The sequence below is a fragment of the Rhizobium sp. 16-488-2b genome (assembly GCF_017741815.1).
In the GTDB taxonomy this organism is placed as follows: Bacteria; Pseudomonadota; Alphaproteobacteria; order Rhizobiales; family Rhizobiaceae; genus Rhizobium.
Map to the genome: position 1 here is coordinate 1 of NZ_JAGHMF010000051.1, position 4,621 is coordinate 4,621.

At 60.6% G+C, this 4,621-nt stretch carries 6 protein-coding genes; all 6 read right to left on the bottom strand.

Annotated elements, in window-relative coordinates:
* Positions 1 to 160 precede the first annotated feature (160 nt).
* Positions 161 to 529 (bottom strand): hypothetical protein, encoded by a 369-nt coding sequence (locus J5286_RS31020; RefSeq protein ID WP_209215530.1) that lies wholly within the window; start codon positions 527 to 529, stop codon positions 161 to 163.
* A gap of 2 nt (positions 530 to 531) precedes the next feature.
* Complete coding sequence (locus J5286_RS31025) at positions 532 to 1,005, bottom strand: hypothetical protein (RefSeq protein WP_209215532.1); 474 nt, start codon at positions 1,003 to 1,005, stop codon at positions 532 to 534.
* A gap of 171 nt (positions 1,006 to 1,176) precedes the next feature.
* Positions 1,177 to 1,608: a type II toxin-antitoxin system VapC family toxin gene (locus tag J5286_RS31030; protein ID WP_209215534.1), complete on the bottom strand. Its 432-nt coding sequence runs from the start codon at positions 1,606 to 1,608 to the stop codon at positions 1,177 to 1,179.
* Entirely contained in the window at positions 1,608 to 1,847 is a 240-nt protein-coding gene (locus J5286_RS31035; protein WP_109614771.1) for a type II toxin-antitoxin system VapB family antitoxin, read from the bottom strand. Before J5286_RS31035 ends, J5286_RS31030 begins: the two co-directional genes overlap by 1 nt.
* 128 nt (positions 1,848 to 1,975) lie before the next feature.
* Positions 1,976 to 2,377: a hypothetical protein gene (locus J5286_RS31040; RefSeq protein WP_209215538.1), complete on the bottom strand. Its 402-nt coding sequence runs from the start codon at positions 2,375 to 2,377 to the stop codon at positions 1,976 to 1,978.
* Between the two features lie 74 nt (positions 2,378 to 2,451).
* Complete coding sequence (locus J5286_RS31045) at positions 2,452 to 4,377, bottom strand: ParB/RepB/Spo0J family partition protein (protein ID WP_209215541.1); 1,926 nt, start codon at positions 4,375 to 4,377, stop codon at positions 2,452 to 2,454.
* Positions 4,378 to 4,621: the final 244 nt, after the last annotated feature.

A 4,621-nucleotide genomic window follows, 5' to 3' on the forward strand; every position in this document is an offset into this window, starting at 1 on the left:
GAATGGATGGGGGCCGGTCTCGGCCGGCGTCAGGGAGTGAGGGAAGGATGGGGGATGCCGGTTTTCGGCTTGCAGGGGAGAGGGGGCAGCGACCCTCTTTCCCCTCTAAAGGATCAAAAAGAGGCCGTCCTGGGCGGCCACCTTGATAATCAGTTTCAGCTCAAGATGCGGGTTCGAATCCGACCGTTGCAAGCACCCGATCAACCGCCTTGCGCGCCGCAATCATCTTGGCCTCCGCCTTCGCCCAAGGCGCGGCAAGGTCGCCAAAACGCTCGTTGATCCGGAACAGTTCGCGCATGCAATACTGTTTCTCGCTCTTGTCTGCGCCGGCACGAGTCAAGCTGGATAATTTGTTCAGCATCGCCTCTCGTTGGCCCTCAAGGGCTTCAAACTCACGGATGAGACGCGTATATGGCCGCTCGGCCTTATGGTAGGCGCGCATGACAAGGATTGCACGCAACCGCGTTATGAAGCCCGGACGGCGGCGAACACGGAACCGCTCGCCTTCAAATTCGATGATTTCGGACATGCTCAATAGGTGGTCTGGTTGATATAGACTGTCGTTTGCTGCGCAGTACCGGCGAAGGGCCGGAACCTCACCCCGGAATCTTTGGACACCGCATAGAAGGCGATCACTGGCGGCATGATCGCCAGCAGAGGGCCAAGGAAATAGAGCAGGGTGAATTGCAGGCTGGTTCCGGCAAAAGCCCAAACAAATCCGGCATACCGGATGCTCTTGACCACGATGTAGATTGCGAGGATGCCCGCGACTGCGATCATCGCTTCCATCGCCCAGGGCCAATCTGCAAAATGATCTGTCTCGGTGTCGAGATAGATGGCGCCGTGAAAGAGAGCGGCGATCAGGCTGAGGCCGAACAGCTTGCGGGTCGTGAAAAACCTGTATCCCGCATATTTGGAAGAATAGTGCTGAAAGGTCATCAGGGCGAACAGGCAAGCGCCGATGACGCCGAGGCCATAGGCGAGTGTCCAAAATAGCTGTTCCATTTGCCTTCCTTTCGCTCGGTGCTGCGCTTCTGCTCCATCTTGGAAGTCTCAAGCTGCTATCGCGACTATAGGGCGAAAATTGGCTGCAATCTATTCTGGCGCTTGCATTTTCGGGAATGCTGATCCTTTGGCGTGAGGAAACCCCGCGTGAAGCGGCGGGGTTTCGCGCCATCAAGCCAGATCAGTCTCGGCGAAATCGTCGCCCTTGTAGGCGAGCCGCAACCGATACGCCTTGGCGCAGGCATAGGCGAAGCAATCGCCCATGTTGAGCTTGGCCGGATGATTGACGATCTTGCCATAGCGCTGCGCCGCATCGAGGGCCTTGTTGCCCACGTCGCCGCTGATCATGGTTTCACGAGCGGCCAGATCGGCGGCGAACTGATCGACCAGGCGACGGGCCTTCTCGAACATTTCCGGCGTCGCGGGCTTGTCCTTGCCGGTAGCCTCGGCCAGCCGCCGTGTCAGAGAAAGCGTGGCTTCCATACGAACAATGGCCGACATGAAGAACGGGCCTCCGTCCTGCTCTAATCGGTCCATCTGCTCGGCGCCATCCGGCTCCTGGGCGAGAATGGCGACGACAACCGACGCATCAACAAACAGCATCAGTCCTCGCCCCACATTTCATCGGTTTCGGCTTTGTGATCTCCCGGCGCGAAAGGGCCGATAGCCCGCGCCATTTCAAGAGACTTGGCAAGTCGCTTACGCATGGGCAGACTGGCCCTGCGCTGTGCGATCTCATGGATGAGCGCGGCCTTGACAGCCTCAACCTTCGTGGAGTTCGTCAGTCCGACAAGTTCCTCGGTGAGTTTGTCCACCTCGGGATCTTTGATGTAGAGCGGCATAGCAGCATATCCTTTCAAGGATATTATAATATCCTCGTTTACATATCCTCGCAACGTAAAACCCCGCCCGGCATGGGCGAGGCTGAGGCGGGAAGGGGAGTTTGAGGGGAGGGGGCGCGGGCCTCCCCTCAATCGGGAGCCACGGCCCTTGCCATTTCGATGAAATTCACCGGCAAGCCAAACGCCTCGATGGCTACGGCCAAGGAGTCCTGAACGTCTTCCCACCTGACCTGCTCGGGATTGTCCACGTAAGCGAGGATGAGCTTGCGGCACGCCAGCGCCGAAATCCTCGGGTTGGGGGCATGGGCAAGGGTCGTTTCAGCGCTGAACAGCGAGCGCGGCCAGTCGGCCAGAGAATAATCGGCAAGCCATGACGGGCCGTGCGAGTTGCGCAGCGCTTGCAGGAATCCGGTCGTCCGTGCGTTCATCCAGTCGATGTTGAGGTCGTCTTTCCAGTCCGCGCCGTGGGCAAGCGCGTATTCCAGCACGGCGGCGTGTTCTTCATTGGTGAGGGGGCGAAGGTCTGACATGGGTTCTCTCTTTCTGAGGCTGAACAGGGGACCGGCCGCGCCGGAGAAAGCGCGGCCGGGGGAATGACGGCTGACTATTCAGCCGCCACGGGGAACGGGTGGATTTCGGCGCTCTCGGCCTCGTCCGGGGTGGCCGGGGGAATGCGGATATGAGCGGGGAGCCATCCACTATCCTTGACGGCCTTTTCGGCGTAGGCGGCGGCTTCGGCCTTTTTCATCGCGGAAACACCGCTGGCTAAATCAGCGCCGCGAACCTCGGCAACTGCGGCCTCGATGCTCTGCCGGTTCAGATGGCTGAAATAGCTCTCGGCGGTCGGCGTGAAATAATCGCGCATATCGACGTTGAGGGCCTGCCCGATCTGATCGGCATGGACGAAAGCTTGTCTCCTGTCGCCGGTATATTTCGCTTCCACGGCATTGACGGTGTGAGCGGCGGCGAAGGCCAGCAGGTTCAGCAGTTCCTCGCGGGACTGGTCAAGGCACCATTCCCAAAGATCGGCGGGGTTGCCGGTGATCTTGTGACCGTAGTTTTCCTTGATGCTCTCCCACTCGGCCAGCGCCCGGTTGTCGTCGGGGCGCTTCATCGATCCCTCAAGGCGCTCATGGGTCAAGCTGATCTGCAGGGCGCTTTGCTCGGACACAAGCCCGGAACCATAGGCCACTCGCAGCAGCATGGCATGAACCACGGCGACAAGAGCGATATCGGGGTTGTTCGCCAGTTCGACGCGCAGCGCTGCGGTCTTCTGTGCGGTCAAATCCTCGATCAGAGTAGCCGAATGGGTGAGCTTGGCTCCCTTCGATGCCTTTTCCTCGGTGGCCTCTATGTCATCGCCATCGCCCTCGCCGGTTTCACCCTGGGCGTCCCGGTCCTCGTCCCGGACCAATCCGCGATGGATGGCCAGCCGCCCGTGATAATCGAGGGTCAGGATCGCTCCGGACTTTGCCAAGTCCTCGGCCTGATAGGTTTCCTCGGCGTCCCGCAAGGCGTCGATCTGCTTTTCCACCTCGGCAAGCCGGGGCTCGGCGTCCTCGTCGGCGGCTCCCGCCTCGATCAACTCGGCAAGGCTGTCGTATTCTTCGGAGAGCTGGTCGAGCTTTGCCTGATCGGCCTCGCTCAATTCCACCTTCTGCGGATACACGCGGCCCAACTGATAAAGGTTATCGGGCTGCTTGGCGGCAAACGCTACCCATTTCCAGCCCTCCGCCTTTACCGGCTCGGCAAGAGATTCCAGCTTCGCCAGCACCAGTGTTTCCAGAAAGCCGGAGTCACACGCATAGCCGCCCGCCTCTGTGAACAGGTCGCGGCGAACCGGGCCTCCCGCTGCTTCGTAGGCGGCAAGACCACCAATGAAGGCAACGCGCTTATCGGTTCCGGGCACTTCCTCGGCGGTCAGTTGGCGCTTGATCGTGTGAGCGCTGCGATCCCAAGATTGCAAACCGTTCCAGACTTCCTCCTGTCGGGCGTGGTCGTCGCTGATGGTGAAGGCGGCAAGCTGCTCGAAGCTCATTTCCTCGGCACGGAAAGCGGCCATGAGAACGGGCGAGACCTTCGCCAGCGCGAGGCGGCGGTTGACAATGATTTCGGTCGTGCCGAAGCGGGCGGCAATGTCGGCAACAGGTTTTCCCTGATCCGCCATCGCCTTGAACGCCTCGAACTGGTCGGCCGGGTGCATGGCCTCGTGCAGGTTCTCGGTCAAGCTTATCGCGGTAGCGTCCTCGGCTGCTCTCTCCCTGCATTCAACGGGAAAGTCCTTGGCGATCTCGCCCGCCTCGGCAAGCAACAGGAGTGCGGCACGGCGGCGACCGCCAGCCGTCACGAAATAGCGACCCTTCTTGTCACCTTTCCTGACGACGATGTTCTGCAACAGCCTGTAGCCGTCGGCTCGGATGGTTGCGGCAAGCTCCTTGATGCCATCGGCGCTATGGGTCTTGCGGACGTTCAGGGGGTCCACGTCCAGCTTGTTCAAGGGGATGGTGATCGTCTCGTTGGTGTCGGTCATGATGGTGTCTCCGATATGCAAGGGGTTAAGCGGCGAATGCGATGGCGAGCGTCATGGCGGCGGCCAAGAACGCGGTAAGGCTTGCGGCCTCGAAGATGAGTTTCATGGGGTTTCTCCTTTTCCCGTTTTCCCGCGAAGCGGCTTTCCTGCCCGAAGGGGCAGGAGCCCCGCTCCTGCTCCCGAGCTCGTGCGGAACAGCGGGGGAGAGGGGGGCCAGCCGACAAACGGGCAGGGGGGACCACCC